This window comes from Winogradskya consettensis, assembly GCF_018332715.1.
GTDB lineage: Bacteria > Actinomycetota > Actinomycetes > Mycobacteriales > Micromonosporaceae > Actinoplanes > Actinoplanes consettensis.
Genome location: NZ_BOQP01000017.1, coordinates 307,182 through 333,596, shown reverse-complemented (window position 1 = coordinate 333,596; position 26,415 = coordinate 307,182). Strand labels below are relative to the sequence as shown.

Genomic DNA, 26,415 nt, shown 5'->3' with positions numbered 1-26,415 from the left:
CGTGCACAGCCCGCGTTGTTCATGACGTCGACCGTCACCATCGCTGCCGGATCAGCGCCGGCGGATCGTGTAGTGCAGGGTCATGAATGGCAGGCCGTAGAGGGTGAAGGCGTGGTCGGCGCGGAGTTGGCCGTTGTCGGTGTGGACGTCGAGGCGTTCGGTGAAGCCGGGGACTGCGAGGGTGGTGAGGTCGCGGGTTTCCGGATCGATGTAGGTCAGGTAGTGGCCGGGGTGGGCGAGGTCGCTGTGGCTGGTCAGGATCAGGCCGCCGCCGGGGCGGGGGAGGGGCAGCAGGGTGGCGGTGAAGCTGCCGTGCGGGACGGGGAAGCCGACGCTGACGTAGCCGTGGTCGTCGTGGCGGTACGTCGTGTAGATGCCGACGTAGATCGGTTCGTCGGTGTCGGCGTAGGAGCGGATCCAGCCGCGTACGCCGACCGCGCCGCCGCCGTCGGGGGTGATCGTGTCGATGCGGCTGCGGACGCCGCGGAGGGTTTCGCGCTGGTTCATGGGTACGTTGGCCTGGCCGACCGGGCGGGCCACCAGGCTGCGGTAGAGCAGGTAGCCGGGGCGCACCCAGAGTCGCCACTCGGGGACGATGTCGAGGGTGAAGCGGGTGGTGCGCTCGTAGAATTCGCGCACCAGCGGATCCACGCCGGCCGGGTCGAACTGCGGGCCGGCCAGGTCGTCGAGTGAGCCGACGATCCCGACGTCCGCGGCGTTCGCCTCGTAGGTGCCGCCGATGACCTCGGCGAGGGTGCGCACGTAGTCGACGCCGACGTAGCGGGTGCGCGACTCGAGCGGGACCACGAACGGCAGGTCCGCGGCTCGCACCCGTTCGGCGAGCAGGCCCACCTGCGGGTCGCGGAACAGCAGCGCCGACAGCACCCGGAATCCGACCACGGCACTTGCCGCCACGGCGGCAGGCGGCGCCGACGGTCCACCGGCCAGCCTCCAGGCCACGCCGACGGCAGCCCCGGCCACCGGCCCGAGCACCACCTTCTGCGGCCGCAACCCGAGCGCCCCGGCCACCGCCCCGGCAACAAGCCCCACGGCCACCGGCCCTGCCCCGCTCGCCAGCCCGGACCCGGACCCGGACCCGGACCCGGTCACCCTGGCGCCGAGCCAGCCGAGCGGTGCTGCGATCGCCCCGCTCATGATTACCCGCGACCACCACGGCGGGATTTCCCCGGGCCGCTGCCGGACCCGCGCCACGGCTTCGGAAGCCATCAACGCCGCCGTCCCCACCAGCCCACCGGCCACCGCGGCCCGCGAACCCCTGCGCCCGGCAATCGCAGCCCCTGCCAGAGCCCCGACCAACCCGGCGACCACCAGCTCACCGACCCGCTGCCCCGCCGCCTTCTCCGCCATGGCCGCACGCTAACAGCCCAGCGGTCGTGAGGCGGCCCGGCGGGAGTCCAGCAGCCAGGCGGGGAGTCCAGCAGCCCGGTTGGGAGTCCAGCGGCCAGGCGGGGTGTCCAGCAGCCCGGTTGGGAGTCCAGCAGCCCGGTGGGGAGTCCAGCAGCGCGGGCCGTGACTGACCGACAGCAACCGCTGGGTGCGGTGAGATCAGGAGTGCAGCGCGCGGAGGGCGGCGAGGAAGCCGTGGCGGTCCGATTCGGAGAGTGTGGCGAGGAGGTCGTTCTCGGCGGCGCGGATGGCGGTCTGGATCCGTTGGTGCAGGCTGGTTCCGGCCGGGGTGAGGGCGAGCAGCCGCACACGCCGGTCCGCCGGATCGGGTTCCCGGTGGATCAGTCCGCGATGTTGCAGGTCGTCGAGGATCGGGATGAGGCGTGTCTTGTCCGCACCGATGGCCGTGGCGAGCGCCGCCTGTGTGCGCACCGTCCGGCGGCTCAGGGCGGTCAGCACCACGTAGCCCCACATGGACAGCTCGTGCCCGGCCAGGATCGGCTGCTCCATCGCGATCAGGCGACGGCCGAGCCGCATCACCATTTCCCCGAGGTCGGGCCTGTCGGAATCCATGTGCGCAAGCTTATAGTAAGCGAATGCACATCATTGAGGCGGATGCCCTGGCGACCCGCGGAAGTGCCGACGTGGTCGCCCGGGCCACGACCGCCGATCTCACCCTGGCCACGCCGTGCACGGGGTGGGACCTGCGGGCCCTCCTGGCGCACATGACCGCCCAGCACCGGGGATTCGCCGCCGCGGCGAACGGGCACGGCGACGACCTCGCGATCTGGGGACCTGACGACACCGGAGAGCCGCTCACGGCGTACGCACAAGCGGTTGATCCGGTCCTGGATGCCTTTGCCGTGACCGGCGTCCTGGAGCGACCCTTCGCCCTGCCCGAGCTGGGCCGGGTCCTGCCCGGGCGGATCGCCGTCGGATTCCACCTGGTCGACTATGTGGTGCACGGGTGGGACGTCGCCCGCACGATCGGCGTCGATTGGCAGCTCGCCCCCGGCGTGCTCGACGCGGCGCTGGTGGTCGCGGAGGCCGTGCCGAAGGAGAACAGGGTGTCCTTCGCGCCCGCCCTGCCGGTGCCGGACGACGCCGGCACCCTCGACCGGATACTGCTCCTACTGGGCCGCGACCCGCATGCGGTTCAGGGTGGTCTCCAGTAGCGGGAGGGCGCGCAGGACCTGCCGGGAGCGGATCAGGGCGTCCCAGAGCGGTTCGAACTTCTTCCACCCCCCGGCGTACGCGAGATGCCGCATCCGGTCCGGCAACGGCTTCGCACTCGCCCCGCGCCAGATGTTGCCCCACCGGTAGAAGTCCCGGTATGCCTGCCAGTAGCCGGCTTCGAGCTGCTCAGGGGTCATCCCGCGCGGGCGGTGGACGACGTGCCGGGTGTCGTAGAGGTCCCAGTCGTGGTGCACGATCCGGTCGTCGGCCTGCATCCGCTTGTAGAGGGCGGTGCCCGGGTACGGCGTCATGATGTGGAACGTTGCCGTCTCCAGGCCCGCGCCGACCGCCCATTCGACGGTGCGGCCGAAGACGTCGGGGCCGTCGCCGTCCATGCCGAAGACGAAGCTGGCGTTGACCATGACGCCCGCGTCGTGCAGGCGGCGGGCGACCGCGTCGTAGTCACGGCCCACGTTCTGGCGTTTGCGCTGCTCGGTCAGGTTGGCCTCGTTGACCGTCTCGAAGCCGACGAACATGCTGCGCAGTCCGGCGGCGTACGCCTTCTCGACCAGACCGGGGGCGAGCACCGCGTCGACCGTGCTCGCCGCCTGCCAGACCCGGCCCATGCCCTTCATGCCCTCGAACAGGGCCTCGGCGAAACGGCGGTTGCCGAACAGATGGTCGTCGAGAAAATACAGGTGTTTGCCCGGCAGGCGGTCGATCTCGGCGAGCGCGTCGTCGACCGCCTGTGTGTAGTACGACTTCCCGCCCTCGAAGAACGCGTCCTTGTAGCAGAAGTCGCAGTGATGCGGGCAGCCCCGGGACACGACGATCGAGTTCGGCACGAGGTACCGCTCGCGCTTGATCAGGTCACGCCGGATCGGGGGCAGACCCTGCAGCGTCCGCGTGGTGGACTCGTAGCGCGGGGCAGCCTCGCCGCGCCGGTGATCGGCCAGGAACTGCGGCCAGGTGTCCTCGCCGGGACCGAGGAAGATCGCGTCGGCGTGCGCGGCGGCCTCGTCCGGCAACGACGTCACGTGCAGGCCGCCGAGGGCGACGAAGACGCCACGGGCCCTGTACTGGTCGGCCAGCTCGTACGAGCGCCGCGCCGACGTGATGTACACCTGGATCACCACGACGTCCGGCCGGTCGTCGGTGAGATCGGCCCGCTCGACGTGCTCGTCGACGATGCGCACCTCGTCGTCCGGGCTCAGGTAGCCGGCGAGCGTGGCCAGGCCCAGCGGCGGGAACAGCGAATACTTGATCGGCCGGAACAGCGGGCTGGTCGCCTCGGTCAGCGCGGGAAGGATCATCGTGACTCGCATGCCGTCACGGTAGAAAGCGTTTGCGGAGAAACTGTGCGCCCGCGGGGGAGGTTGCGTGCGGCCTTGCGGAGAAGGCCGCACGCAGCACTTCACTCGAAGTTGAGGCCACCGGTGCGGGTGCGCTTGAGCTCGAAGAAGTCGGGATAGCTCGCCAGGGCCACCGCGCCGTCGAAGATCTTCACGGCCTGCTCGCCCTTGGGGATGCTGCTGAGCACCGGGCCGAAGAACGCCACGCCGTCGATGTGGATCGTCGGGGTGCCGACGTCCGGGCCGACCGGGTCCATGCCCTCGTGGTGGCTCTTGCGCAGCGCGGCGTCGTACTCGTCGCTCTGCGCGGCCTCCGCGAGGGACGCGGGCAGGCCGGCCTCCTCGAGGGACTCCGCGATGACGGCGGCGATGTCGGTCTTGCGGCCCTGGTTGTGGATGCGGGTGCCCAGCGCGGTGTAGAGCGGGGCGAGGACCTGGTCGCCGTGCTGCTGCCAGGCCGCGGTGACCACGCGGACCGTGCCGAGCGACGCGTTGACGGAGGTGCGGTAGGACTCGGGGAGATCCCGGCCCTCGTTGAGGACGTAGAGGCTCATCACGTGCCAGCGCACGTCGACCTCGCGCTGCTTCTCGACCTCGAGGATCCAGCGGGAGGTGATCCAGGCGAACGGGCACGCCGGATCGAAGTAGAAGTCGACAGTCGTCATGACCCGACGATATGCCGTCCCTTACGGGGAAGCTCCGGGACGCACCCGATTACCGCGCGGATCACTTTCCCCGAGCATCGAGTCATGACTATCGCATCCGTGCTGGCACTGGTGATGACGGCGAGCGTCGTTGCCGCGCCGGCGCCCGTACCCATCGAATGGACCTCCTGCGGCAATTCCGCAGAGTGCGCGACACTGCAGTTACCGGTGGACTGGAGTGATCCGGGCGGCGAGAAATTCGGCTTCCGGGTGGCGAGGCACCAGGCGAAACCGGGGCTCCGCGTCGGGACGCTGGTGTTCGGCCCCGGCGGGCCCGGTGACTCCGGCGTCGGCGTCATCACCGACCCGACGCGGTTCGACCGGTTCAGCCAGGATCTCATCGACCGGTTCGACATCGTCAGTTATGACCCGCGCGGGGTGGGCCAGAGCAGTCCGATGCCGTGCCCCGCCCCGGCGTCACCCGTTATCGCCAGCGCCGCGGACTTCGACCTGCGGATCCAGCAGAACCAGGCGGCCTGGGCGAAGTGCCGGGAGGACTACGGCCCGCTCTGGGAGCACGCCGACAGCCTGAGCACCGTACGCGACATCGACGCGCTCCGGTCGGCGCTGGGCGAACGGCAGCTGACGTTCCACGGCAGCTCCTACGGCACCCTGGTGGGGGAGCTGTACGCCGAGACGTACCCGTCGCGTACCCGGGCGGTCGTCCTGGAGAGCTCCGTCGATCACAGTCAGCGGACCGCCGGTTTCGTGCGGACCCAGGCCTGGGCGTTGCAGGACTCGTTCGACGCGTTCGCCGCGTGGTGCGACGCGACGGAGAGCTGCGCCCTGCACGGCAAGGACGTGCACGCCGAGTGGGCCGCCCTGCTCGACGCCGCCGGCCCCGACGAGGTGTGGGACCTGACGGCAACCGCGCATCGCAGCATGTACGCGCCCGACTATGCGGGCTTTGCGGGCGCCATCGCCGCCGGGGACATCGAGAAGCAGTCCACGCCGGAGCCGGCCACCGCGGTGTCCTGCAACGACTGGGCCCTGCCGGTCCGCGACTACGCGTCCTACCAGCGGCTCATCACGAGCAACGCGACCCGTGACTTCCGCTACTCCGCCGGCGTCCTCGCGATCGGGACCTGCCTCGGCTGGCCGCGACCGGTGGCGGACCCGCAGCACCGCCTCGACGTGCACACCCGCACGCCGCTCCTGCTGATCAACGCGCGGCACGACCCGGCCAGCGGCTACAACTGGGCGCTCTCCGTGGCGGCCCAGCTCGGCCGGCACGGCGTGCTGCTCACCTATGACGGCGCCGGACACGGGTCGTACAACAGATCCACCTGCGTGAAGGCGGCCGTGGACGCGTACCTGATGAATCTGACCGTTCCACGACGCGGAACGGTCTGCTAGAGGCCGGGCAGGTCGAGGGTGTGCGAGGTGTGGGTCGCCTTCGTGGCCAGGTAGCGCCGGTTCGCAGGGGACAGGTGCACGCCGGTCGGGATGCGTTCCTTCACCTCCACGCCGTACGCCTGGAGCTGGGTGGCCTTGTCCGGGTTGTTGCTCAGCAGGCGGATCTTCTCCGTGCCGAGCGCCAGCAGCATCTGCGCCGCGGCGGTGTAGTCGCGCTCGTCCTCGCCCCGGCCGAGCGCGACGTTCGCCTCGTACGTGTCCAGGCCCGAGTCCTGCAGTGCGTACGCGTCGAGTTTCGCGTACAGCCCGATGCCCCGGCCCTCCTGGCGCAGGTAGAGCAGGTAGCCGCCGGTCTGGGTGATGCGCTCGACGGCCTCGCGCAGCTGCGGGCCGCAGTCGCAGCGCTCGGAGCCGAACACGTCACCGGTCATGCACTCGGAATGGGGCCGCACGAGCGGCACGCTGTCCGGGTCCGGAGAGCCGAGCGCGAGGGCCAGGTGCTCCTTGCCGTCGGCGAGGCCGTTGAACGTGTGCACCTGGGCGGTGGTGGAGTAGCCGTCCGCGAAGCGCAGCGGAACCGTGACGCGGGTGCGGATCGTCGCCCGCTGTAAAACCCGGCATTCCAGTGAGTCGGACATCGGCCCCCCAGTGTTGTTGATCTGTCGCATTCTCGTCGTACCCCGGCGTTCCCGGGTCAGTCCCGGAACCTGTCGGACAGTGCGTAACGCAACAGCACGACGTCGCCGATCTGGCGCACTTCGGTCAAATCAGCCCGGCGTTGCGGTCCCCACGGGAAAGCCCCGTCGCTGACGAAACGGGGCGCCGTGGAATCGCCGACGAAGAACGGCGCGACCACGAGCTGCAGCTCGTCGGCGAGCCCGGCGGTGAGGAACTGGGTGTGCATGCTGCCACCGCCCTCGACCATGAGCCGGCCGACGCCGCGGTCGGCCAGGTCGGCGGTGACCCGGTTGAGGTCCAGGGGATCGCCGCCGTCGATGACGGTGGCGACACCGCCCAGCTTGCGCCTCGCCGACGGGAGCGCCGGTGACGCGCAATAGACGAGCTTGTCGGCGTCGCCGAGGGCGAAGAACCGGGCTGCCGGGTCGAGGTCACAGCTGCTCGTGACGGTGACCTTGACCGGGTCGGGGCAGACGCCGCGGGTGATCCGGGCGCGGCGCCGGGCCTCGTCGCGGATCAGCAGCCGCGGGTTGTCGGTGCGCACCGTGCCCGCGCCGACCAGGATCGCGTCGCAGGTCGCGCGGACCTCGTCCACCCGGTCGAAGTCCGCGTCGTTGGAGAGCAGGAGCCGTTCGTCGCCCGGGCTGTCCACGTATCCGTCGATGGACATGCCACAGCTCAGCAGCACGTACGGGCGATCTTTCACTGACCCAACATAGACCGAACCAACTGTGTTGGCACCCTCACGCACCGCTACCAACCAGCTGCCGCACCTGGGGCATGGGGAGCGACACGGCGGGGGAGACCGGCGCCACCGCGCGGACCCGCATCTTGGTCATCGCCCGGTGCGCGATGACGAGCAGCCCGGGCAGTGCCGCCACGAAGGCGAACAGGCCGTAGACCACGGCGATGGTCAGGCCCTGGCCGGCGCTGAGACCGGCCGCGCCGAACGCCCACGCGGTGACCGCCTCGCGGGGCCCCCAGCCGCCGATGTTCACCGGCAGCGTCATGGCGAGCAGGGCCAGCAGCATCAGCGGCGCGAGCCGCAGCACGGACGTCCCCGAACCGGCCGCGCGGGCCGCGACCACGAACGTCGCGAGGTGCCCGGCGAGCACGATCGTCGAGGCGAGCACGATGCCCGGCCAGTTGCGGCGCGACAGCAGCCCGGCGCGGATCTCGGTGACGCCGGTGCGGGCCGCGCGGGCCCAGCGGGACGCCCCGGTGCGCAGCCGGCCGACCGCCAGCACCGCCAGCAGGGCGGCGGCGATGACGGCGGCGACGGCGAGGCCGATGACCGGGGCGTGATCGTGCAGGTGGGACAGGACCGGCGACGGGACCGTGAACAGCACCACCAGGCCGACCGTGACGAGCACGACCTGGCCGGCGGTGCGTTCGAGCACGACCGCGCGGACGCTCTTGCCGACGTCGCCGCCCTCACGGCCGTGCTGCACCGCGCGGTCCACGTCGCCGAGGATGCCGCCGGGCAGCGCCGCGTTGATGAACAGCGCCTTGTAGTAGTCGGCGATCGCCGTGCGCAGCGAGAGCCGCATGCCCAGGCCGCGGGCGACCAGGCACCAGCGCCAGGCGCTGAAGACCGTGGTGGTCACACCGATCGCGAACGCGGTGCCGAGCGTCGTGGCATCGATCACCCGCAGCCCGTCGAGGAAGGCACCGGTGCCCAGGCGCCAGAGCAGCACCGCGAGGATCGCCACCCCGCCGAGCACTCGGACCCACGCCCAGATCGATCGGTTCATTGCGACGCCACCTCCGGTTAGCCGTTCCTGCGACTAATACGTCCGGGTGGGGCCGTGCGGTTCAGTCTTTCTGTGCGTAAAGATCTTGATGGCCTACGGACACCCGCAACGCACCCGCCTCGGCGGCCGCGACGCGGTCCGCGAGGTAGCCGTCCAGCTCCAGCTCAGGGCGCTGTTCGGCGGCCGCGGCCACCCAGCCCTTCAGCCATTGCACGATCAGTTCGCGCTGATCGGGACCGAGCTCCCAGGGGGTGGCCCGGGTGGTCACACCCGCGCCGGCCCGCGCGAAGGACTCCGCGGCCGCGCCGACGGCCTCCGGTCCGAGCAGCCAGCGGTCCCCGGTGTGGCGCCGCTGGTGGTCGTTGAACGCGGCCACCACCTGCTCGTCGAGGGGGTGCGGCGGGTCCAGGGTCACCTCGCCGGCCACGGTCAGGGTGAACAGCGCCGGGGTCCCCGACGCCACGCAGATGTCGGCCAGCGCGGCCACCTCGTCGGAGGTGAACAGGTCGAGCAGCGCGGAGCATGTGACGAGCGACACCCCGGCCAGGTGCTCCGCGGTCAGGCCGGCCACGTCCAGCTCGGAGGTCTCCCCGGTCACCGGGCTGCCGTCGGCGGCGGCTTCGGGCAGATGAGACTTGGCGTACGCGAGGAGCGCCGGATCCCTGTCCTGCAGAATCCACCGCTGCGGCCCCGGCAGCAGGGGAGCGAGCCACCGCCCCAGCGACCCGGCGCCGCAGCCGAGGTCGCGGATCACGATCTCGCCGCCGCCGGCGAACTCGGGCCGGGCCTTGATCAGGTCGATCAGGTCGGTCGCGCGGGCCGCCGCGTCGGCGGGCTCCCGCAGCAGCAGCCAGTCGGTGCTGAACTCTCCGGTCATGGTTCGAGTACCTCGCTCAGTCGTCGTGTCGTCTCGTCCCAGCCGCGCAGCGTGTCACGGCGCTCGCGGGCCGCGGCCCGCCAGTCCGTGCGCAGACCGGGGTCGGTCAGCCAGCGCCGCAGGGCGCCGGCCAGGGCTTCGGCGTCACCCGGCGGCACGAGACCACCCGGCACGCTGCCGTCCGGTGCGGTCCCGATCGCCTCGGGCACGCCCTGGACCTCGGTCGCCAGCACGGGGATGCCCCGGGCCAGGGCCTCGGTGACCACCATGCCGTACGTCTCGGCGCGCGACGGCAGCACCAGCAGATCCGCCGCCGCATACGTCTCATCGAGCGCCTTACCGGTTCTGGTGCCGACAAACCGCACCTTTTCGTACGCGAGCAGCGGCTGGACAAACGCAGGATCCCGGTCCAGCGCACCGGCGCAGACGCAATCCCAGTCCAGATCGTCCACTGTGCGCAATGCCTCGACCAGCACGTCCTGCGCCTTGCGGCGCGTGACGGCGGCGACGCACAGCAACCGGTTGCCCGCGTCGCTCGGCTCGGTCATGGGTGCGGCGTCGACGCCGGGCAGCGCAACGTGCACATTGCCGTCCCGCAGACCGTGCAGGCCCTCGATGCGCCGGGCCGCGCCGGCACTGGTCGCCACGACGGCTGCGGCCGCACGGACCGTACGCCCTTCGAGCTCACTGAGCGTCGCGTCCGCCCCGGTCTCGTCACCGAGCGGCAGATGCACCAGCACCACGAGGCGTAACCGGTCGGCCTGCGCCTCGACGGCGTCCGGCGCCGCACACGCCACCAGGCCGTCGAGCAGCACCGTCGAGCTGTCCGGGATGTCCGCGAGAACCCGTCGCAGCCGTGCCCGGGACGCGTCGGAGGGGTGCGGCCACTCGCCGGTGAGGGCGAGCTCGTGCACGTCCCGGGTCTTCGCGAGACCGGTCAGCACCCGCCGGTCGTACGTGTTGCCGCCGCTGGGTGCCGCCGGGTCGTCGATCCCGCCCGGCAGCACCGCCCAGAGCGGACCGGTCACAGATCTCTCTCATACGAGGCCCACGCGATGTGGGACTCGTGCAGCGTCACCGCGATCCCGGTGAGCCCGCCCGCGCCGGCACCGAGCCCGCCGTCGGCCGCCTTCGCCGCGAGCCGGTCGGCGATGACCTTCGCCAGGAACTCCGTCGACGTGTTGATCCCCGTGAAGTCGGTGTCGTCGTCGAGGTTCTTGTAGCTCAGGCCCTTGCAGATGGCGCCGAGCTCCTGCAGCGCGAGGCCGATGTCCACCACGATGTTGTCGTCGTCCAGCTCGGGCCGCTTGAACGTGGCGTCCACGACGAACGTGGCGCCGTGCAGCTTCTGGGCCGGGCCGAACACCTCCCCGCGGAAGCTGTGGGCAACCATGATGTGATCACGGACGGTGACGCTGAACATTACGCTCCAGACGGGTAGGTGATGAGGTGGCAGAGCGCAGGTAGCTCTCCGCTGGTCAGCCTGGGCATGACCCCGGGCAGCTCGGCGAAGTCGGACTCCCCGGTGAGCAGGGCGTCGAAGACCGGGTCGGCGAGCAGGTCGAGGGCCGTGGCCAGGCGGTCAGCGTACGTGCGGCGCCCGCGCCGGGCCGGGGCGATCCCGCCGACCTGGCTGCTCTTGACCACCAGCCGCCGGGAGTGGAAGAACTCCCCGAGCGGCACGCTGACCTGTTTGTCCCCGTACCAGCTGAGCTCGACGACGGTGCCCTCGACGGCGAGCAGCTCGAGGGAGCGGGTGAGCCCGGCCGAGGTGGCGCTGGCATGCACGACCAGGTCGCAGTCGCCGGTCGCGTCCGCGGGCAGCGCGAAGCCGACGCCCATCGCGGCCGCCAGCTCGGCGCGTTGCGGGTTCGCATCCACGAGCTGCAGTTTCACGCCGGGGAACCGGGACAGGATCGCCGCGACGCTCGCGCCGACCATCCCGGCGCCGACCACGGCGATGCGGTCACCGATCAGCGGCGCGGCGTCCCACAGCCCGTTCAGCGCGGTCTCGACCGTGCCGGCGAGGACGGCGCGGGCGGCGGGGACGTTCTCCGGCACGACAGTGACGGATCCCACGGGTACGACGAAGCGCGTCTGGTGGGGGAAGAGGCTGAACACCGTACGCCCGAGAAGTTCCGCCGGGCCTTCTTCCACCACGCCGACGTTGAGGTAGCCGTACTTCACCGGGGCCGGGAAATCGCCCTCCTGGAACGGCGCACGCATCGTGGCGTGCTGATTCTCCGGCACGCCACCGCGGAACACGAGCGTCTCGGTGCCTCGGCTGACCCCCGAGTGCAGGGTCCGCACGAGCACCTCACCGGGACCGGGTCCGGGCACCTCCACGGGCCGGATCGCGCCCTCGCCGGGAGCCGTGATCCAGAACGCGAAATCCGTCACCGGCGATCTCCTTCCGCAATCGATGAACCGAAGCCGCCGCACCAACGTGATGCAGGAGGACAGCGGCAACCATACGCGGGACCCGATCTTGCGCCCCCGGAGGCACGGTGACCATGAGTATCGGCACGATGACGGCCAGGCCCGCCCGCGGACCCCTCGCGGGGCTCGTGGCACACCTCGTCCTCAGCACCGCCCTCGCAGCGACGACGGGGCTGACCGGCAGTGGCTGGGTGGCCGGCATCGCGTACGCCATCGCGCTCTACGTGCTGCTCCGCACGGGTCTGGAGCGGGCCGGCATGCGCGCCCTCGGCGCGGCCAACGCGGTCACCCTGGGCCGCGCGGTCCTGGTCGGCGGCGTGACCGCCCTGGTCGTCACCTCGTTCTCGCAGTCGATCTCACTGCCCGTGCTGGTCACGCTGGTCGGCGTCGCCCTCGCCCTCGACGGCGTGGACGGCCAGGTCGCCCGTCGCACCGGCACCACGTCCTCGCTCGGCGCCCGCTTCGACATGGAGATCGACGCGTTCCTCATCCTGGTGCTCAGCGTGTACGTCGGCAGCACGTACGGCTGGTGGGCGATCGCGATCGGCGCGTTCCGCTACGTCTTCGTCGCCGCGATGTGGGCCGCCCCCTGGCTGAACGGCGCCCTGCCCCCGAAGTTCTCCCGCAAGGTCGTCGCGGCCCTGCAGGGCGTGGTCCTGGTGGTGGTGACGGCCGACCTCCTGCCGCACGGCCTGTCCTTCGCCGCCCTCGCGGTCGCTCTGATCTCCCTGACCTGGTCCTTCGGCCGAGACATCGCCTGGCTGCGCCGCACGGAACTCACCCGCCGCACCGCCACCGCCCGCACCCCGCTCACCCGCCGCATCCCGGCCGTCCGCATCCCGTCCCAGCGCCGCCGCCGCACCGCCTCGGCCAACGTCTGACGGTCCCGGAGTCTGCTTGACCCGGGGCGGCAGGATGGGCGCATGAAATTGATAGCTGTGATCATCTCGGCGGCGGTGGCTGTTGTTGTTCTGGTCACGGGTGGGGCCGTGTGGGCGGCGAAGCGTGGCGGGGACGGGCCGGCGATCCCGGATCGGGTCATGCTGCAGGCCGAGGATCTCAACGGTGTCGAGCCCGGGCCCGCGGCGGACGAGGAAGGTCTCCCGCAGCCCTGCGCCGACTCCCCGGTGCCAGCGCCTGTCGCCAGCCGTGCCATTGCCGCTGACTACCTGCCGCGGGCCCGGGTGCACGAGTTCGTCGCGGAGTTCCCGGAGACCGTGGCCGGTTCGTACATCGCGGCGTTGAAGGAGCAGCTCGGCCGGTGCAAAGCGGGCGGTGGCGAGGACGGGTTCCGGCTGATCGCCGAGGACCCGATCGGACCCGGCACGGTGCTGTTCAGCAAGCAGTATGACGAGGGTGACCGCTGGGTGGCGTACACCGCTGGTGTCACCGGCCGCTACGTCATCATCATCTCGGTGACCGACCCGGTCGTGGGCGGCGCCGACTTCACGACCGCGAACGACCTGCTCGGCAAGGCGCTGCGCCGCGCTGCTCAGAGCGGCCGGTAGTGCTTCTCAGTATTTGTGTTGACGGTAACTGGATTTACCCGGCTACTGCGGGCGAGATTCCCGATGTTGTATCTGAAGTATTTGAGGGCCTGGAAAATGAGCACGAATCGTTGATGCCCGTAGAAGGTGAAAGTCCGATTCGGGTATATCACCCTGGAAGCGATGCCTGGTTCAGTTTCTCCGATCGTAGGCTGGACGACGACGTGGTGGGCGGCGCCTGCTATCTGCGCGTTGCGGTCAACAACGCGACGGGATACGGCGGGCTCATCTGGACGCTCGACGCCGCCGATCCGCGGCATGGCGGCATCTTCGATCACTGCTGGATCTCCGACAATCCGGCACCACCGGCCAGTGACCCGCGGGTGATAGCCGATCCGGGCCTGCCCAGGTTCCATGACCCGCGGAGCACCCTGCGGTCGGGCCACATTCGTGCCGCGGTCGAAGAGTTCTGCCGGTCAGAGGCCGGCGAACGGCCAGAGTCTGTTCGGTGGACGCTGGGGGACCTTGACGGGCGGCGTCACGACGTTCCACAAGATCCTGGAAGCAGCGAAGTAGACGATCCGTGGGCCTGAACCTGTCCCAGCTGGCTTGATCTGACGATCCCTGGTCCTGGGGCGCCGGTTTCGCGTAGGTCAACGCCAAAGGAACGGTGATCGAGGCCGGCCTGTGCCGGGAAAGTGAGCCGGGTAGCTCTGGGATCAGACTCGCCTGACGGTTCCCACGGGGGCGGGCGGGACGGCGTCCGGGTGCAGGATTGCGGCTATCGCTTCGACTCCGTCGACCAGGCGGGGGCCGGGGCGGACCACCAGGGCGTCGCCGTCGATGGCCCAGACCTGGGCGTCCGGGAAGTGGGGCACGACCCGGGCTGCCTGGTCGACCGCGCCGGCCAGGTGGAAGCCGCACGGGGTGACCAGGACGATGTCGGGGCGGGCGGCGGTCAGTGTGGACCAGGTTGTTTCGATCGAGCGTTGGCCGGCGCGGGCCGCGACCGGTTCTCCGCCCGCGGCGGTGATCAGGTCGGGGACCCAGTGGCCGCCCGCGAACGGCGGGTCCACCCATTCGACGATGGCCACGCGGGGGCGCCGGCGGCCCTCGACGGCGGTGGCGATCGCGGCCAGTCGTGCCCGGAGGTCCGCGACCAGGGTTGCCGCTCGCGCGGGGACCCCGGCCCGCCGGCCGACCTCGGTGATCGTGGCGAGGACGTCCTCGAGGGTGTGCGGGTCGAGGGACAGCACGTCCGAGTGGCAGCCGAGATGGTCGAGGGCGTCCTCGACGTGGTCGGACGGCAGGGCGCACACGCGGCAGAGGTCCTGGGTGAGGATCAGGTCGGGGGCGAGGGAAGCCAGGGCTCCGGCGTGGAGGGTGTAGAGGTCCTCGCCTGCGGCCATACGGCCCTTCACATACGCGTCGATGTCCCCGGGGGTCATGCCGCGCGTGTCCCTCCCGCCGACAACCACAGTCTTGTCGGTACGCGCTGACGGCGGCTCGTCGCACTCGAACGTGACGCCTACGAGGTCGTCGCCGAGGCCGAGGGCGTACACGATCTCGGTGGCGGAGGGGAGCAGCGAGACGAGGCGCACACCGGCGAGCCTATCCCCGGCAAGGTGTGGCTGGCCTGCGGGGACCGCGCTGTACTCGTACTCATCCGCGATGCCTGGGAGGGCCTGTGAACGACATGAAGCTGGGCGACGTGACCGTGCTGCGGGTCGAGGAGAGCGACGGGCCGATCATGGCGGCCGGGGCGTTCTTCCCGGATCTGCCGGCGGCGGCGTGGGAGGAGCAGCGGGCGGTGCTCGTGCCCGATCATCTGGACGGCGAGATGGTGCGGGCGGCGATGCAGACGTGGGTGCTGCGCAGTGAGGGGCGGACCGTGCTGATCGACACCGCCGTGGGTAACGACAAGGTGCGGCCGGCGGTGGCGGCGTGGGACCACCTGGACATCGATTTTCTGGGACGGCTCGCCGCTGTGGGCGTACACCCGGATGATGTTGATCTGGTGGTGAACACGCATCTGCATGTGGACCATGTCGGGTGGAACACGCGGCTCGTCGGCGGGGAATGGGTGCCGACGTTTCCGAATGCGACCTATCTGATGCCCGAGGTGGACTTCGCGTACTGGAATCCGGCGAACAACCCGGCGATCGAGGGCGGGGTCAACGAGAACGCGTACGCGGACAGCATCGCCCCCGTGCATGCGGCGGGGCAGGTGCGGTTGTGGCGGGACGCGTACCGGATCGACGGGAATCTGCGGCTGGAGGCCGCGCCCGGGCACACGCCGGGGCACGGCGTGGTCGTCCTGGAGTCGGGCGGGGACAGAGCGCTGTTCGCGGCGGACATCCTGCACACGCCGTTGCAACTGCCGCACCCGGAACACGCCAGCTGCTTCTGCGACGACCCGGCGCAGGCGCTGACCACCCGGCGCCGGCTGCTCGACTGGGCCGCCGACAACCGCGCCCTGGTTCTTCCCGCCCACTTCAGCGGTGCGCACGCCCTGGAGATCGAGCGGGCAGGTGGCGCGTACGCGGTCAAGAGCTGGGCGTAACCGCGTCGTTCACCTGAAATTCACACCGGACATGCCAGGGTCGGCGGGTGCCACTTCCCGATCTTGCGTCCTACAGCCCTCATCGGACGGTTCTGAACGCCGCGTTCGAGGGGGTCAGCGTGCCCGGTCTGCGCGCGGAGTTCTTCCATCGCAGCGAGGGGGAGCGGACCGCCTCGGTGGGACGGTACTCACTGGGCGGGCAGTACCTGCTGATGGCGTGGGGCTGGACCGATGAGGAGCATTGTTCCTGGTCGTCGGTCCGGGACCCGGCCGGGTTCTGGCATCCTGAGCGCGCGGGCCACCCGGTGGTGCGGATCCTGCGGGCGGGCCCGGGGCCGGACGCCCCCGTGACCGGGATGGCCGTGCGCGCGCCGTCCGGTGAGTGGGTCACGGCCGACCGGGGGCCGGTGCCGGCCCGGTGAGCATGAAGTTGGCGCGCCGGCTTTCCCCCGTGGAAGCCGGCGCGGCCCTTGATCATCGTCGCGGGCGGCGGCAGGCGCAGGGCATCGGCCCGCAGGTCCCTCTAACGGGCTACAGCACCGGCGCCGACCGGGACAGGTTGCGCGCGATGAGGTCGAACGCCGCCGGGAGGCAGGTGCTCCAGTAGCCGTAGTTGTGGCGGCCGTCCGCGTACGTGGCGGTGACCAGCGGCAGGACCTCCTGCAGCGCCTTCACGTGGTCCAGGAAACCGTCGTCCTCGCCGCACCAGAGCCCGACCGGCACCTCCCGCAGCGTGCCCGCCTGCACGAACACGTCGTCGCCCGCGCTGACGGCGGGGGACAGGGCCGCGACGGTGCTGACAAAACCGGGAAACCGCTCCGCCAGCAGCAGCGCCCCGTAGCCGCCCATCGACCAGCCCAGCGCCCCGAACGACTCCGTGGCGAACCCGAGATCCTCGCACCAGCGCGGAATCTCCTCGTGCACCATCTTCTGCGGATCGTCGTCGCCGTTCGGGCGCCACGCGAGCCGGTCACCGGTCGCGCCGACGAGCACGAAGGGCGGATTGCCGCGGCGCACGGAATCGGTCACGAATCTGCCCAGGCCCATCCCGGGGAAGTCCGCCGCGACCTTCGACCCGCCGTGCAGCACGAGGCACACCGGCAGGCCCTGCCCGTCACCGTGACCCTCGGGAACGGCCGTGTAGAAGTCGACCGTACGCCCCCGCGCCCGTGACTTGTGCTTCACCAGGCGCTCGTCACCGACCGGCGCGTCCGGGATCACCGGCTCGGCGGCGGTCATTCGCGACCGCGCGTACCCACCCGCGGCCACCACGGCCCCGGCCGCGGCGACCGCGCCGGCGCCGGTCAGCAAAGTTCGTCTTCTCATCGTCGTGAACAACGCCGCGACCGCACCGGCGTGACGATCACAGCAGAAGCTCGGCCAGCCGGTGCACCGCCGGGTTCGTCGAATCCTTCGGGTACGCGAGTGCGACGTCGACCGTCGGCGTCGGCGCGGCGAACCGTCGCAGGCACAACCCGGGCATCGTCAACGCCCGCGCCCGTCCCTCGGGCACCGCGGCGATCACGGCGCCCCCGGCGACGGCCCGCAACAGCTGCTCGTCGTCGGGCTCGTGATGGGCCAGCCGGAAACCGCCGTCCGGCCACACCTGCGCGATGATCCTGTCGTACATGCCGGGCCCGTTCTCCCGGGGCCACATCACCGCGGGCTCCCCGGTGATGTCGGCGCGCTGGATCCGCCGGCACTGCGCCAGGCGGTGCCGCCGCGGCACGGCCAGCAGCAGCTCCTCCCGGTCGACATGCCGGCAGGCCAGCGCCGGCTCATCGATCGGCGGCCGCACGAACGCCGCGTCGAACCGCCCGGCCAGCAGGCCCGCGACGTTCGGCGCCGTCCACGCGGTCTCCGCGACCACCTCGATCTGCGGATGCAGCTCCCGGAACCGCCCGATCAGCGCGTCGACCCGTCCACCTCGGGCCGACCTCGTGTACGCCAGCCGCAGCCGCCCCTCCCGCCCGCCGACCGCCGCCCGTATCCGCGCCAGCCCCGCGTCCACATCGGCCAGCACCCGCCGCGCCTCGGCGGCGACCAGCCGTCCCACCTCGCTCAGCGAACACCCCCGGGCATCGCGCCGGACCAGCTCGGCACCGAGCTGCCGTTCGAGGGCTCGGATCTGCTGACTCAACGCCGGCTGGGTCAGGTGCAACAGCGCGGCGGCCCGGGTGAAATGCAGCTCCTCGGCGAGCACCACGAACGACCTCAGACGGTCCAGGTCCACTCCGGGCGTACGCGCATCTTCCATGCCGTGAGCCTAGATGCGCAGGTGGATCGTGGTGATAGCCGTTTCTTATGACCACTGCGGCGACAACTATTGGCCAACCCGCCCACCCCGCCCGAACGATATGTCCATGACAGAAGTGACAGTCCTCGGCGCCGGCATCATCGGCCTGACCGCCGCCGTCCGCCTCCAGCAACGCGGCGCCCGGGTCACGGTCGTCCACGACACCGCCACCCTGGACACGGTCTCCGCGGTGGCGGCCGCCGTCTGGTACCCCACCCACACCGACCCGCAGCCCCGCGTCCGCGACTGGACGCGCCGCAGCTACGCCGAATTCCTGCGCCAGGCCGACGCGGGGGTGCCGGGGGTGCTGCTCCGGCGTACCCGGATGCTGGTGCGCGCCGACCTGCCCTGGTGGGCCCCGCCGGACGCGACTCTCACCGCCCACGAGCTGCGTTTCACCGCACCACTGGCCGAGATGGACGTCTACCTGCCCTGGCTGCACGAGCGGATCGTCGACGCGGGCGGCCGCTTCGTGCGCCGCCACATCGAGGATCCGGCCCTTCTCCTGAGCGGAACCCCGGTGGTGGTCAATGCGACGGGCCTGGCCGCGGCTGACAAGGACCTCTATCCGGTACGCGGTCAGATCGTCCTCGTCACCAACCCCGGCCTGCACGAATCCGTCCGCGACGAACACAACCCGGCCGGCATCACGTACGTCCACCCTCGCCGCCACGACGTCGTCCTGGGCGGCACGTTCGAGGAGAACCGCTCGGACACCACACCGGACCCCGGGGAAACGGCGGCCATCGTCGCCCGCTGCACAGCCCTGGTCCCCGCCCTGCGCGAGGCCCGCACCCTCACCACCCGCATCGGCCTGCGCCCCGCCCGCCACGGCGGCCCCCGGGTCGAGGCGGTCACCACGGGTCGCGGCCGCATCATCCATGCCTACGGTCACGGCGGCGCCGGCATGACCATGTCCTGGGGCTGCGCCGACGAGGTCGCCTCCCTCGCCCTCGGGGCGGGGTGAGGGTGGGGGCGCAGGACTGAGGAAAACGGGTTGCTAAAGGAGTCTTTATAAAGAAGTCTCTAGGAATGACTTCCGAGGAGCGCAGGACGATCCGGCTGGACGATCCGCGGGCGCTGCGCGCCTATGCGCACCCGTTGCGCCTCAGCCTGATCGGGATGCTGCGGCGCAACGGGCCGATGACCGCCACCCAGTGCGCCGCCGTCCTGGACGAGAACGTGCCGAACTGCTCGTTCCACCTGCGCCAGCTCGCGAAGTACGGGCTGGCGCAACGGGCACCCGCCGCCGACGGGCGGGAACGGCCCTGGCAGGCGACCGCGCGCAGCACCTCCTGGACCGACGACTCGGACGACCCGGAGACGCGGCTCGCGGCGGACCAGCTGAACGCGGCGATCCTGCGGCAGTACGTACGGCGGGCCGAGGCCTATCTCGCGATCCGCGCGCAGGAGCCGGTCGAGTGGCGCACGGCGGCCGGCTTCAGCGACGACATGATCTATGTGACCGCCGAGCAGCTGGTCACGCTCACCGAGCAGGTCGAGTCGCTGCTGGAGCCCTACCGGGACAAGACCGCCCGGGCCGCGGAATCCCGGCCGGTCACCGTCGTGCAGCTGGCGATACCGACCCCCGAGGACGGTTCGCCGTGACGACCGGGGCCCCGCCGAAGACCGCGCCGGCGCTGCTGCGCGAGCGGGTCTTCCGGAACTACTGGTCGGCGCACGCCGTCTCGCTGGCCGGGGACCAGATCTCGCTGATCGCGATCCCGCTGCTGGCCGTGCTGACGATCGGCGCCGGCGCAGCCGAGATGGGATACCTGACCGCCGCCGCGCTGCTGCCGAACCTGTTCCTCTCGCTGCTCGCCGGGGCGTGGGTGGACCGGCGGCCGTACAAACGAAAGGTCATGATCGGCGCCGACCTCGGCCGGGCCGCACTGCTGGCAGTGGTGCCGGTCCTGGCGTTCGCGGGCGTCCTGCACCTGTGGCACCTCTGCGTGCTGTCCTTCGCCATCGGCACGTTCACCGTCTTCTACGAGGTCGCCGATGGCAGCCTGTTCGCGTCCGTGGTCCGGCGACCGGACTACATCGCCGCGAACTCGCTGACCAACGGTGCCCGGGCCATGTCGTTCGTGGCCGGTCCGAGCGTGGGCGGCGTCCTCGTGCAGGTGTTCACCGCGCCGTTCGCGCTGGTGGCCGACGTGCTGTCGTACCTCGGGTCGGCTCTGCTGCTGACCCGGATCGCCCCGCCGGAGCACGCCGGCTCCGCATCGGAGGGTGGCGGCCTGCGGATCGGCTCCGGGCTGGCGTTCATAGCGCGGTCCGCTGTGCTGCGGCAGCTGCTGCTCGGGGTCACCGTGATCAACCTGTTCAACTACCTCTTCCACGCGCTGCTGATCCTCTACGTGACCACCGTGCTGGGCATCTCACCGGGGCTGCTCGGCGCGCTGATCGGCATCGCGTCGATCGGCGGGCTGGCCGGCGCCGCGGTCACCGGCCCGCTCACCCGCCGGTACGGCATCGGCCCGGTCGTGATCCTCGGCTACGTGGCGTTCCCGCTCCCGCTGGTTCTGATCCCGCTCGCCGGCGGTACCCGGCCGGTGGTGATCGCCATGCTGCTCGCCGCGGAATTCCTCTCCTCGCTCGGCGTGATGATCCTCGACATCAGCGTCGGCTCCCTGCAGACGGCGGCCACCCCGGTGTCCCGGCTCTCCCTGGTCAAGGGCGCGCAACGCACGGTCAACTACGGGGTACGGCCCATCGGGGCGCTGCTCGGCGGGGTGCTCGGCGAGCTGATCGGGGTGCACGCGACACTGTGGATCGGCGCGACCGGTGCGGTGGCCGGTGTGCTCTTCGTCGTGTTCTCCCCGGTCCCCCGCATGCGTGACCTGCCCAGTGCCTGACCACCGCCGAGGGCGGCCGGGTCAGGTGGGATAGACCGTGCCGGGGACCGCGGTGATGAGGACCTCGGCGACCGTCTTCCAGCCCAGCGACCCGTAGAGATGGCGGCCCTCGTCGCTGGCGATGAGCAGGCCGCGCTCGGCCCCCCTGCTGATCGCTGTCTGAGCGAGGGTGCCCATTACCGCGCGGCCGAGGCCCCGGCGGCGGTGGGACGGCCAGGTCAGCACCTTGTCGGGGACGGCGTCCCGGCCGGAGAGGCCCAGGGTGCCGCGGGCGGCCTGCTCACCCGAGTCGTGCCACACCTCGACGCGTACGACGGTGTCGCCGTCCGGGACCTCGTTGAGCTGGTAGGGCGCGGTGACCGTACCCCGGGGATGGTCTCGGAGATCTGTGGTCATCAGCCATTCACGACGGTTGAGCAGGACCTGGCCGGCCGATTCCAGGGTGGCCAGGGCTGCTTCCGGGTCGGTGGTGGGGATGTGCAGCCACGTGGTCGCCTCCTCCTCGGACACGAGCTCGGCCAGTCCGCGCAGGGAATCGGCGTCGAGGGCGTAGTAGTCGACCTCGCGGCTGGTCTGGCGGCTGTGGACGCGCAGGCCGCCTCCGACGTCCGTGGCGGGTGGGAGCCCGCGGGCGGCACCCCAGCCGCGCTGCCAGCTGGTGATGAGGTCGCGCATCAGATGCTGACCAGGACCTTGCCGGTGTCCTCGCCGCTGAGCATCGACAGGAACGCCGCCGGGGCGTTCTCGATGCCGGCGTGGATGCTTTCCTGGTATTTGAGGGTGCCGTCGGCGACCAGCGGGGCGACCTCGGTGATGAACTGGTCCCGCAGGTCGCGGTGGTCGCGGACCAGCATGCCGCGCATGGTGATGCGCTTGCCGATCAGGGCCGCGAGGTTGCGGGGAGCGGCGGGAGGCTCGGTGGCGTTGTAGGCGCTGATCATGCCGCAGACGCAGATGCGCCCGTGCACGTTCATCCGCGCGATGGCCGCCTCGAGGTGATCGCCGCCGACGTTGTCGAAGTACACGTCGATGCCGTCGGGGGCGGCGGCTGCGAGCTGATCGCGTACCGGAGCGTCCTTGTAGTTGAATGCCTTGTCGAAGCCCAGCTCGTTCAGCAGGTGGGCAACCTTGGCGGCCGAGCCCGCGCTGCCGATCACCAGGCTCGCGCCCCGCAGCCGGGCGAGCTGCCCGACGACCTGGCCCACCGCGCCGGCCGCGCTGGAGACGAAGACCGCGTCGCCCGGCTTGAACTCCGCGGTGCGCAGCAGTCCCGCATAGGCGGTGGTCCCGGTCATCCCGAGCACCCCCAGATACGCCCCGAGCGGTGCCGCCGCCGGATCGACCCGCGTGGCGGCCTTCGCGTCCACGACGGCGTACGAGCGCCAGCCGAGCCCGTGCAGCACATGATCGCCGACCTTGAAGCCGTCGGCGGCGGAGGCGACAACCTCACCGACCGCCCCGCCCTCGAGGGCTTTCCCCAGCTCGAAGGGAGGCACGTACGACTTCCGGTCGTCCATCCGCCCCCGCATGTACGGGTCGACGCTCATCAACGCGTTCCGCACGACGATCTGCCCGGGCGCGGGATCACCCACCTCCACCTCGGCCACCTCGAAGTCGTCGGGTGCGGGAGTGCCGTGCGGGCGGGCAGCGAGCCGGATCTCAGTCGAGGTGAAGGTCATGACCCCCACCCTAGGAGGGCGTTCCGCGAACCTCACCCGCGCACCCGGGCAGTCGAGAACAATCATGGTCATGGCGCACTGGCTGCTGCAGGCTAACCGGACCCGCTGGCGGATCGAGGACTTCTTCGCCGACGGTCACCACGAGACGGCCTGGCCGATCCGCCGGCACCGCACCGCCGTCACCGAGGGGGACCAGGTCGCACTCTGGCTCTCCGGCAAGGACGGCGGCGTCGCCGCGCTGGGCATCATCACGGCCGAGCCGGTCCAGGGCCGGGTCCCGGACCCGCAATACTGGAGCCCGAAACCCCCGGACAAGGACGGCTGGCTGCTTCCGGTGCGCTTCGATCAGATCTTCGTGGGTACGCCCATAGCGCGCGCAACGCTCGCCGCCGACCCCCGCTTCGCCACGAGCCTCATCATGCGCATGTCCGGCGGCGGCAACCCCTTCCCGGTCAAGCCCCTCGAATGGGAAGCCATCGAGGAACACATCCCACCCCACGGCCCGGTCGCCGCCACCGTCCGCGGCGCCGCCGCCGTGGTCGCAGCAGGAGCAACCGCCGTCCGCGAAGCCTTCCGCAGCGCGATCACCCGTTCCTAGATCGTCTCCGGAGGTAGCCCGGACGACCCCCATCTGTGCTGGCAGGACTTGAACTTCCTGCCAGACCCACACGGGCACCGGTCGTTACGCTCAGGGCGGGCAAAGGTGCCGAAGGAGGCAACTTTCAAAGCGAACGCCGTCTCGCTCGTCATGGCCAGGTCGTAGACCAGCCATCGCACCCGCCGGAGATCCCTCATCAGCACCCGGCCACCCGCGATGACCGCGTCGGCCGCCGCGTGCGCAACCGTCGGAGTGAGCTCGAAGCCCGTGGCGGCGAGCATCCCGAGCGGGTGGCGCGCATAGACCTCCCGGAAATGGGTGCCGGTCGAGTGCTTACCCCGGGTGACCAGGTAGGTCGTCGACGACCCGAAGCTGGGATGCACCGCGTCGCACAACCATTGGTAGATGTCGTTGATGTCATGAGCGGTCTCGGCCTTGGCCAGCTTGCCGATATAGGTGAGAACGTTCCGGCTGAGAAACGTCGGTGGCCGCTGGGTGCCCTGCCCGACCCGGGACGAGAATTGGAGCTCGGCTACCCGGCGGCTGAAGTCCCCCGCGAACTCCTCGAGGGATTCGAGCTGTGGCTCACCCTTCCGTTTGAACGTGTCCCATTCCTGGAGGGTCGTCGTAGCTTCCTGCGTGAAGGCCGCCGCACCTTCCAGCAGCGACCGTGCCGCGGCCGCGGCGGTGATCACCTGCCATCGGTCCAGCGCGCCCCGGACCGAGCCGGCCAGTTCAGCCGCCCGCCACAGGCTCGTGAGATACCAGGCCGCCAGCCTGGTGTGCAGGTCCGCCAAGGAGAAGCGGATGAACCATTCCTGCGATCCGGGGAAGGCCGCCGGAAGGAACGGGCTTGCTTTCCCGATCCTGCGGCCGTCAGACGTGCGGAACGTGGCGAAAGCCCATTGCCTGCCGGGATCCCTGGCTTCGATCCTGCGGCTCAACTCGATCGCCGCGGCCTCAGGGGATTGTGACCTCAGGGGCACCGGGAGATGCACGACGGATTCCGTGGTCGGGGATGCCGAGTCGGCGAGATCGAGAAGGTCACGGGTGACGTCGGCCAGCTGGGCGGCACGGTCACGGCCCAGCGCCCGTTCTACCAGATTGTCGGTCGGCACGAACTCACCGTGGTGTACCCGCCCGGTGCGGGTCAACGAAGTTTTGCCGGTTGCGGGACGCCGGTGATGGCGTCCCGCAACCGGTGAACGTCAGACCGTGCGGGCGAGGCGGTCGGCGAGGAGCTTGGCGAAGCGGGCCGGGTCGGCGAGGTCGCCGCCCTCGGCCAGCAGGGCCGTGCCGTAGAGCAGCTCGGCGGTCTCGGGCAGGGCCGGGTCCTCGGCGCGGCCGGCGTACGCGTCGCGCAGGCCGGTGACGAGGGGGTGGTCCGGGTTCAGTTCGAGGATCCGCTTGACCGGGGGGACGTCCTGGCCCATCGCCTTGTACATCTTCTCCAGCGTGGGCGTGATGTCGTTCGCGTCGCTGACCAGGCAGGCCGGGGAGGTGGTCAGCCGGGAGGTGAGGCGGACCTCCTTGACCTCGTCGAGGGTCTCGCCGAGCCAGGTGAGCAGCGGGGCGAATTCGCCGGTCTTCTCCTGCGACGGCTTGTCCTCGTCCGCGGAGAGGTCGACGTTGCCGCGGGCGATCGACTGCAGCTTCTTGCCGTCGTACTCGGGGACCGCCTCGACCCAGATCTCGTCGACCGGGTCGGTGAGCAGCAGAACCTCGTACCCCTTGGCCTGGAACGCCTCCATGTGCGGGGAATTCTCGACCTGGGCGCGGCTCTCGCCGGTCATGTAATAGATCTCGTCCTGACCGTCCTTCATCCGGCTCACGTAGTCGGCGAGGGTGGTGGGGTCGGCGGAGGCGGTCGAGGCGAAGGACGACACGTCCAGGATCGCCTTCTGGTCGTCCTGCTCGCTGAGCAGGCCCTCCTTGACCGCGCGGCCGAACTCGCGCCAGAACGTGGCGTACTTCTCCGCGTCCTTGGTCATGAGGTCCTTGATGGTGCTGAGGACCTTCTTGGCGAGCCGGCGCCGGATCATCTGGATGTGCCGGTCCTGCTGCAGGATCTCGCGGGAGATGTTCAGCGACAGGTCCGCCGCGTCCACGACACCCTTGACGAAGCGCAGGTAGTCGGGCATCAGCTCACGGCTGTCGTCCATGATGAAGACGCGCTTGACGTAGAGCTGGATGCCGCGGGCGCCGTCGCGCTGGAACAGGTCGTGCGGGGCGCGGGACGGGATGAACAGCAGCGCCTCGTACTCGAAGGTGCCCTCGGCCCGCATCTGGATGATCTCCAGCGGGTCGGTCCAGTCGTGGCTGATGTGCCGGTAGAACTCGGCGTACTCCTCGTCCTTGACGTCGGAGCGCGGGCGCGCCCAGAGCGCCTTCATGGAGTTCAGGGTCTCCGGCGCGGCGGGCGACTCGTCGTCCCCCTCGGCCTTCGGTTCCGCGGCGGCCTTGACCAGCAGGATCGGGAACGAGATGAAGTCGGAGTACCGCTTGACGATCTCCTTGATCTTCCACTCGTCGGTGTAGTCGTAGAGCGCGTCCTCCTCGTCCTTCGGCCGCAGGTGCACGGTCACCGAGGTGCCGGTCGCGACGTCCGCGGCCTCCTCGATGGTGTACGTGCCCTCGCCGGCGGACTCCCAGCGCGTACCCGTCTGTTCGCCGGCCTTGCGCGTGACCAGGGTGACCCGGTCGGCGACCATGAAGGTGGAGTAGAACCCGACACCGAACTGGCCGATCAGCTCGGCCGAGTCCTTGTCCTTGTTCTCCTTCATGCGGCGCAGCAGATCCGCCGTGCCCGACTTCGCGATCGTCCCGATCAGCGTCACGACCTCGTCCCGCGCCATGCCGATGCCGTTGTCCCGCACGGTCAGGGTGCGGGCCTCAGCGTCCGCGACGACCTCGATGTGCAGGTCCTCCGCGGTGAGCTCGTCGTCGGTCAGGGCCGCAAGACGCAACTTGTCCAGGGCGTCGGAGGCGTTGGAGATCAGCTCCCGCAGGAAGATGTCCTTGTTGGAGTAGATCGAGTGGACCATCAGCTGCAGCAGCTGGCGCGCTTCGGCCTGGAACTCCAGCGTCTCGGTGCTCATGCCTTCCCTCCGTGCATCACAATCCTCCGTGCATACGGTGCATTACGCACGTGATCGTATGACCCCACGGTGATCTCCCCGACACGCGCACCC

29 protein-coding genes are annotated in these 26,415 nt (G+C 70.6%); 11 read left to right on the top strand and 18 right to left on the bottom strand.

The genetic code is table 11. From position 1 onward, the window contains the following. Positions 1-51: 51 nt before the first annotated feature. Positions 52-1,368: a hypothetical protein gene (locus Aco04nite_RS18700; RefSeq protein ID WP_212998498.1), complete on the bottom strand. Its 1,317-nt coding sequence runs from the start codon at positions 1,366-1,368 to the stop codon at positions 52-54. A gap of 198 nt (positions 1,369-1,566) precedes the next feature. Further along, the gene (locus tag Aco04nite_RS18695) at positions 1,567-1,980 is read right to left on the bottom strand and encodes a MarR family winged helix-turn-helix transcriptional regulator (protein WP_212998497.1); all 414 of its coding nucleotides are present in this window, start codon (positions 1,978-1,980) and stop codon (positions 1,567-1,569) included. 23 nt (positions 1,981-2,003) lie between these two features. Between Aco04nite_RS18695 and Aco04nite_RS18690 the strand changes: the two genes are divergently transcribed. Next, positions 2,004-2,582, top strand: coding sequence for a TIGR03086 family metal-binding protein (locus Aco04nite_RS18690; RefSeq protein ID WP_212998496.1), 579 nt, complete (start codon positions 2,004-2,006; stop codon positions 2,580-2,582). On the opposite strand, the gene Aco04nite_RS18685 is transcribed toward Aco04nite_RS18690, so the two are convergent. Beyond that, positions 2,538-3,908, bottom strand: coding sequence for a B12-binding domain-containing radical SAM protein (locus Aco04nite_RS18685; RefSeq protein ID WP_212998495.1), 1,371 nt, complete (start codon positions 3,906-3,908; stop codon positions 2,538-2,540). The two genes, Aco04nite_RS18690 and Aco04nite_RS18685, sit on opposite strands and share 45 nt — an antisense overlap. Before the next feature lie 89 nt (positions 3,909-3,997). After that, positions 3,998-4,600, bottom strand: a complete 603-nt coding sequence (locus tag Aco04nite_RS18680; RefSeq protein WP_203835860.1) for a mycothiol-dependent nitroreductase Rv2466c family protein — start codon at positions 4,598-4,600, stop codon at positions 3,998-4,000. An 84-nt stretch (positions 4,601-4,684) separates the two neighbouring features. On the opposite strand from Aco04nite_RS18680, the gene Aco04nite_RS18675 reads away from it, so the two are divergent. Beyond that, the gene (locus tag Aco04nite_RS18675) at positions 4,685-5,995 is read left to right on the top strand and encodes an alpha/beta hydrolase (protein ID WP_212998494.1); all 1,311 of its coding nucleotides are present in this window, start codon (positions 4,685-4,687) and stop codon (positions 5,993-5,995) included. Here Aco04nite_RS18675 and Aco04nite_RS18670 read toward each other — a convergent pair. From Aco04nite_RS18670 to Aco04nite_RS18640, 7 genes are all read right to left on the bottom strand, one after another. Continuing rightward, positions 5,992-6,633, bottom strand: coding sequence for a GTP cyclohydrolase II (locus tag Aco04nite_RS18670; protein ID WP_212998493.1), 642 nt, complete (start codon positions 6,631-6,633; stop codon positions 5,992-5,994). The two genes, Aco04nite_RS18675 and Aco04nite_RS18670, sit on opposite strands and share 4 nt — an antisense overlap. Positions 6,634-6,689: 56 nt before the next feature. Beyond that, positions 6,690-7,379 (bottom strand): RibD family protein, encoded by a 690-nt coding sequence (locus Aco04nite_RS18665; protein WP_212998492.1) that lies wholly within the window; start codon positions 7,377-7,379, stop codon positions 6,690-6,692. Positions 7,380-7,416: 37 nt separating this feature from the next. Continuing rightward, a complete protein-coding gene (locus Aco04nite_RS18660; protein ID WP_212998491.1) occupies positions 7,417-8,427 on the bottom strand; it encodes a lysylphosphatidylglycerol synthase transmembrane domain-containing protein in 1,011 nt (336 codons plus the stop codon). A 61-nt stretch (positions 8,428-8,488) separates the two neighbouring features. Beyond that, entirely contained in the window at positions 8,489-9,304 is an 816-nt protein-coding gene (locus Aco04nite_RS18655; protein WP_212998490.1) for a class I SAM-dependent methyltransferase, read from the bottom strand. Then, the gene (locus Aco04nite_RS18650; protein WP_212998489.1) at positions 9,301-10,332 is read right to left on the bottom strand and encodes a glycosyltransferase family 4 protein; all 1,032 of its coding nucleotides are present in this window, start codon (positions 10,330-10,332) and stop codon (positions 9,301-9,303) included. Before Aco04nite_RS18650 ends, Aco04nite_RS18655 begins: the two co-directional genes overlap by 4 nt. Further along, positions 10,329-10,727 carry a 6-pyruvoyl trahydropterin synthase family protein gene (locus Aco04nite_RS18645; RefSeq protein ID WP_203835867.1) on the bottom strand — a complete coding sequence of 133 codons (399 nt, stop codon included), beginning with the start codon at positions 10,725-10,727 and terminating at the stop codon, positions 10,329-10,331. The genes Aco04nite_RS18650 and Aco04nite_RS18645 overlap by 4 nt, the downstream gene beginning before the upstream one ends. After that, a complete protein-coding gene (locus Aco04nite_RS18640; protein ID WP_212998488.1) occupies positions 10,727-11,704 on the bottom strand; it encodes a zinc-dependent alcohol dehydrogenase in 978 nt (325 codons plus the stop codon). The genes Aco04nite_RS18645 and Aco04nite_RS18640 overlap by 1 nt, the downstream gene beginning before the upstream one ends. A gap of 113 nt (positions 11,705-11,817) precedes the next feature. Between Aco04nite_RS18640 and Aco04nite_RS18635 the strand changes: the two genes are divergently transcribed. The 3 genes from Aco04nite_RS18635 to Aco04nite_RS18625 are packed head-to-tail and all read left to right on the top strand — an operon-like array spanning position 11,818 to position 13,823. Then, entirely contained in the window at positions 11,818-12,624 is an 807-nt protein-coding gene (locus tag Aco04nite_RS18635; RefSeq protein WP_212998587.1) for a CDP-alcohol phosphatidyltransferase family protein, read from the top strand. Between the two features lie 42 nt (positions 12,625-12,666). Continuing rightward, entirely contained in the window at positions 12,667-13,251 is a 585-nt protein-coding gene (locus Aco04nite_RS18630; RefSeq protein ID WP_212998487.1) for a hypothetical protein, read from the top strand. Further along, on the top strand, positions 13,251-13,823 hold the full coding sequence (locus tag Aco04nite_RS18625; protein ID WP_212998486.1) for an Imm1 family immunity protein: 573 nt from the start codon (positions 13,251-13,253) through the stop codon (positions 13,821-13,823). Before Aco04nite_RS18630 ends, Aco04nite_RS18625 begins: the two co-directional genes overlap by 1 nt. A gap of 126 nt (positions 13,824-13,949) precedes the next feature. Here Aco04nite_RS18625 and Aco04nite_RS18620 read toward each other — a convergent pair whose 3' ends face one another. Continuing rightward, positions 13,950-14,831 (bottom strand): cobalamin-binding protein, encoded by an 882-nt coding sequence (locus tag Aco04nite_RS18620; RefSeq protein WP_212998485.1) that lies wholly within the window; start codon positions 14,829-14,831, stop codon positions 13,950-13,952. A 95-nt stretch (positions 14,832-14,926) separates the two neighbouring features. Here Aco04nite_RS18620 and Aco04nite_RS18615 point away from each other — a divergent pair, with 95 nt between their 5' ends. Next, positions 14,927-15,793, top strand: coding sequence for an MBL fold metallo-hydrolase (locus Aco04nite_RS18615; RefSeq protein WP_212998586.1), 867 nt, complete (start codon positions 14,927-14,929; stop codon positions 15,791-15,793). A gap of 47 nt (positions 15,794-15,840) precedes the next feature. Next, positions 15,841-16,215 carry a hypothetical protein gene (locus Aco04nite_RS18610; protein WP_212998484.1) on the top strand — a complete coding sequence of 125 codons (375 nt, stop codon included), beginning with the start codon at positions 15,841-15,843 and terminating at the stop codon, positions 16,213-16,215. Positions 16,216-16,324: 109 nt separating this feature from the next. On the opposite strand, the gene Aco04nite_RS18605 is transcribed toward Aco04nite_RS18610, so the two are convergent. Together Aco04nite_RS18605 and Aco04nite_RS18600 are read right to left on the bottom strand one after the other, a co-directional pair. After that, a complete protein-coding gene (locus tag Aco04nite_RS18605; protein WP_212998483.1) occupies positions 16,325-17,119 on the bottom strand; it encodes an alpha/beta hydrolase in 795 nt (264 codons plus the stop codon). A 37-nt stretch (positions 17,120-17,156) separates the two neighbouring features. Then, entirely contained in the window at positions 17,157-18,050 is an 894-nt protein-coding gene (locus Aco04nite_RS18600; RefSeq protein ID WP_212998482.1) for a LysR family transcriptional regulator, read from the bottom strand. 106 nt (positions 18,051-18,156) lie between these two features. Here Aco04nite_RS18600 and Aco04nite_RS18595 point away from each other — a divergent pair, with 106 nt between their 5' ends. From Aco04nite_RS18595 to Aco04nite_RS18585, 3 genes are all read left to right on the top strand, one after another. Beyond that, positions 18,157-19,056 (top strand): FAD-dependent oxidoreductase, encoded by a 900-nt coding sequence (locus tag Aco04nite_RS18595; RefSeq protein ID WP_212998481.1) that lies wholly within the window; start codon positions 18,157-18,159, stop codon positions 19,054-19,056. Positions 19,057-19,121: 65 nt separating this feature from the next. After that, positions 19,122-19,697, top strand: a complete 576-nt coding sequence (locus Aco04nite_RS18590) for a helix-turn-helix domain-containing protein (RefSeq protein WP_212998480.1) — start codon at positions 19,122-19,124, stop codon at positions 19,695-19,697. Beyond that, positions 19,694-20,947: an MFS transporter gene (locus Aco04nite_RS18585; protein WP_212998479.1), complete on the top strand. Its 1,254-nt coding sequence runs from the start codon at positions 19,694-19,696 to the stop codon at positions 20,945-20,947. Before Aco04nite_RS18590 ends, Aco04nite_RS18585 begins: the two co-directional genes overlap by 4 nt. A gap of 21 nt (positions 20,948-20,968) precedes the next feature. Here the strand turns inward: Aco04nite_RS18585 and Aco04nite_RS18580 are convergent, their stop codons facing one another. Then, positions 20,969-21,622: a GNAT family N-acetyltransferase gene (locus Aco04nite_RS18580; protein WP_212998478.1), complete on the bottom strand. Its 654-nt coding sequence runs from the start codon at positions 21,620-21,622 to the stop codon at positions 20,969-20,971. Next, entirely contained in the window at positions 21,622-22,626 is a 1,005-nt protein-coding gene (locus tag Aco04nite_RS18575; RefSeq protein ID WP_212998477.1) for an NADP-dependent oxidoreductase, read from the bottom strand. The genes Aco04nite_RS18580 and Aco04nite_RS18575 overlap by 1 nt, the downstream gene beginning before the upstream one ends. Here Aco04nite_RS18575 and Aco04nite_RS18570 point away from each other — a divergent pair. Continuing rightward, positions 22,625-23,224, top strand: coding sequence for an EVE domain-containing protein (locus Aco04nite_RS18570; protein ID WP_212998476.1), 600 nt, complete (start codon positions 22,625-22,627; stop codon positions 23,222-23,224). The genes Aco04nite_RS18575 and Aco04nite_RS18570 overlap by 2 nt on opposite strands. On the opposite strand, the gene Aco04nite_RS18565 is transcribed toward Aco04nite_RS18570, so the two are convergent. Both Aco04nite_RS18565 and htpG read right to left on the bottom strand, forming a co-directional pair. Beyond that, a complete protein-coding gene (locus tag Aco04nite_RS18565) occupies positions 23,221-24,342 on the bottom strand; it encodes a YecA family protein (protein WP_212998475.1) in 1,122 nt (373 codons plus the stop codon). The genes Aco04nite_RS18570 and Aco04nite_RS18565 overlap by 4 nt on opposite strands. 90 nt (positions 24,343-24,432) lie before the next feature. Further along, positions 24,433-26,322 carry a molecular chaperone HtpG gene (gene htpG / locus Aco04nite_RS18560; protein WP_212998474.1) on the bottom strand — a complete coding sequence of 630 codons (1,890 nt, stop codon included), beginning with the start codon at positions 26,320-26,322 and terminating at the stop codon, positions 24,433-24,435. Between the last annotated feature and the right edge of the window lie 93 nt (positions 26,323-26,415).

What these genes read in the sequence shown, in the direction of transcription:
- Aco04nite_RS18580 (WP_212998478.1), bottom strand. Translation starts at nt 21,622, where the DNA reads ATGCGCGACCTCATCACCAGCTGGCAGCGCGGCTGGGGTGCCGCCCGC.
- Aco04nite_RS18605 (WP_212998483.1), bottom strand. Translation starts at nt 17,119, where the DNA reads ATGAGAAGACGAACTTTGCTGACCGGCGCCGGCGCGGTCGCCGCGGCC.
- Aco04nite_RS18615 (WP_212998586.1), top strand. Translation starts at nt 14,927, where the DNA reads ATGAAGCTGGGCGACGTGACCGTGCTGCGGGTCGAGGAGAGCGACGGG.
- Aco04nite_RS18570 (WP_212998476.1), top strand. Translation starts at nt 22,625, where the DNA reads ATGACCCCCACCCTAGGAGGGCGTTCCGCGAACCTCACCCGCGCACCC.
- Aco04nite_RS18660 (WP_212998491.1), bottom strand. Translation starts at nt 8,427, where the DNA reads ATGAACCGATCGATCTGGGCGTGGGTCCGAGTGCTCGGCGGGGTGGCG.
- Aco04nite_RS18680 (WP_203835860.1), bottom strand. Translation starts at nt 4,600, where the DNA reads ATGACGACTGTCGACTTCTACTTCGATCCGGCGTGCCCGTTCGCCTGG.
- Aco04nite_RS18600 (WP_212998482.1), bottom strand. Translation starts at nt 18,050, where the DNA reads ATGGAAGATGCGCGTACGCCCGGAGTGGACCTGGACCGTCTGAGGTCG.
- Aco04nite_RS18575 (WP_212998477.1), bottom strand. Translation starts at nt 22,626, where the DNA reads ATGACCTTCACCTCGACTGAGATCCGGCTCGCTGCCCGCCCGCACGGC.
- Aco04nite_RS18700 (WP_212998498.1), bottom strand. Translation starts at nt 1,368, where the DNA reads ATGGCGGAGAAGGCGGCGGGGCAGCGGGTCGGTGAGCTGGTGGTCGCC.
- Aco04nite_RS18690 (WP_212998496.1), top strand. Translation starts at nt 2,004, where the DNA reads ATGCACATCATTGAGGCGGATGCCCTGGCGACCCGCGGAAGTGCCGAC.
- Aco04nite_RS18675 (WP_212998494.1), top strand. Translation starts at nt 4,685, where the DNA reads ATGACTATCGCATCCGTGCTGGCACTGGTGATGACGGCGAGCGTCGTT.
- Aco04nite_RS18630 (WP_212998487.1), top strand. Translation starts at nt 12,667, where the DNA reads ATGAAATTGATAGCTGTGATCATCTCGGCGGCGGTGGCTGTTGTTGTT.
- Aco04nite_RS18595 (WP_212998481.1), top strand. Translation starts at nt 18,157, where the DNA reads ATGACAGAAGTGACAGTCCTCGGCGCCGGCATCATCGGCCTGACCGCC.
- htpG (WP_212998474.1), bottom strand. Translation starts at nt 26,322, where the DNA reads ATGAGCACCGAGACGCTGGAGTTCCAGGCCGAAGCGCGCCAGCTGCTG.
- Aco04nite_RS18645 (WP_203835867.1), bottom strand. Translation starts at nt 10,727, where the DNA reads ATGTTCAGCGTCACCGTCCGTGATCACATCATGGTTGCCCACAGCTTC.
- Aco04nite_RS18635 (WP_212998587.1), top strand. Translation starts at nt 11,818, where the DNA reads ATGAGTATCGGCACGATGACGGCCAGGCCCGCCCGCGGACCCCTCGCG.
- Aco04nite_RS18695 (WP_212998497.1), bottom strand. Translation starts at nt 1,980, where the DNA reads ATGGATTCCGACAGGCCCGACCTCGGGGAAATGGTGATGCGGCTCGGC.
- Aco04nite_RS18590 (WP_212998480.1), top strand. Translation starts at nt 19,122, where the DNA reads ATGACTTCCGAGGAGCGCAGGACGATCCGGCTGGACGATCCGCGGGCG.
- Aco04nite_RS18670 (WP_212998493.1), bottom strand. Translation starts at nt 6,633, where the DNA reads ATGTCCGACTCACTGGAATGCCGGGTTTTACAGCGGGCGACGATCCGC.
- Aco04nite_RS18685 (WP_212998495.1), bottom strand. Translation starts at nt 3,908, where the DNA reads ATGCGAGTCACGATGATCCTTCCCGCGCTGACCGAGGCGACCAGCCCG.
- Aco04nite_RS18655 (WP_212998490.1), bottom strand. Translation starts at nt 9,304, where the DNA reads ATGACCGGAGAGTTCAGCACCGACTGGCTGCTGCTGCGGGAGCCCGCC.